The sequence below is a fragment of the Herbidospora sakaeratensis genome (genome assembly GCF_001570525.1).
GTDB lineage: Bacteria > Actinomycetota > Actinomycetes > Streptosporangiales > Streptosporangiaceae > Herbidospora > Herbidospora sakaeratensis.
This window is the reverse complement of sequence record NZ_BBXC01000004.1, coordinates 1-1,013: the sequence shown is the minus strand read 5'-3', so window position 1 is coordinate 1,013 and position 1,013 is coordinate 1. Positions and strand designations below refer to the sequence as shown.

Sequence of the window (1,013 nt, the reverse complement as noted above, 5' to 3'; positions counted from 1 at the left end):
GTGGTGATGGTCCACTGGTTGTTGGTGTTGGTGTTGGGTGCCCACATGCAGACGGTGGAGCCGGAGGTGGCGTTGCCCATGCCGTCCAGGGCGGTGCCGGTGCCGCGGTTGATGATCTGGTGGCGGCCGTTGCCGGTGGAGGCCAGCCGCCATTGCTGGTTGTTGCCGCCGGTCCAGGCGGCCTGGCGGGCGTTGGCGCCGTTGGCGGTGTTGCCCCAGCTGTCGATGACCATGCCGTTGGTGCGGTTGACGATGCGGTACCAGCCGCTGCCCAGGTCGACCAGCTGCCACTGCAGGTTGGTGGAGGTTCCGGAGGTCCACTGTTTGACCACGGAGCCGGAGGCGACGTTGCCGCCGCTGTCGAGCGCGAGGCCGGTGGTGCCGTTGGTGATGCGCACCCAGGAGGTGGGTTGCTGGGGGGTGCCGGTGCCGGTGAGGCGGTAGGTGCGGCCGGCTTGGCCGGTGAAGGAGACCAGGTCGGTTTCGGGTTTGGTGAAGGTGACGGCGGCGCCGTTGTCGGTGACCTCGACGGTGCCGGTGAAGACGGTGTTGCGGACGCGGACGGTGCCGGCGCGGTCGAAGCGGATGAGGATTTCGGTGGCGCGGCCCGAGCTCCAGGTGGCGGCGACGGTGTAGCCGCCGCGTGCGCGCAGCCCGGTGACCTTCCCGGCAGGCCAGGCTGAGGGGAGGGCGGGCAGCAGGTGGAGTTCGCCGGTGTGGGACTGCAGGAGCATTTCGGCGATGCCGGAGGTGGCGCCGAAGTTGCCGTCGATCTGGAAGGGCGGGTGCAGGTCGAACATGTTGGGCGCGAGGCGGGCGGTGGTGACCAGCAGCTTGAGGAGGGTGTGGGCGCGGGCGCCTTCTTCCATCCGCGCCCAGTAGTTGATCTTCCAGGCGAGCGACCAGCCGGTGCCGTCGTCGCCGCGCAACTCCAGGGTGCGGCGGGCGGCGGTGTAGAGGGCGGGGGTGCCGCGTTTGGTGATCTGGTTGCTGGGGTGCAGGCCGTACAGGTG

General features: G+C 69.8%; 1 protein-coding gene. It reads right to left on the bottom strand.

Annotated elements, in window-relative coordinates; genetic code table 11:
- Positions 1-1,013 (bottom strand): RICIN domain-containing protein (locus tag AW271_RS00020; protein WP_169806246.1); only part of this gene is annotated, 1,013 nt, incomplete at both ends.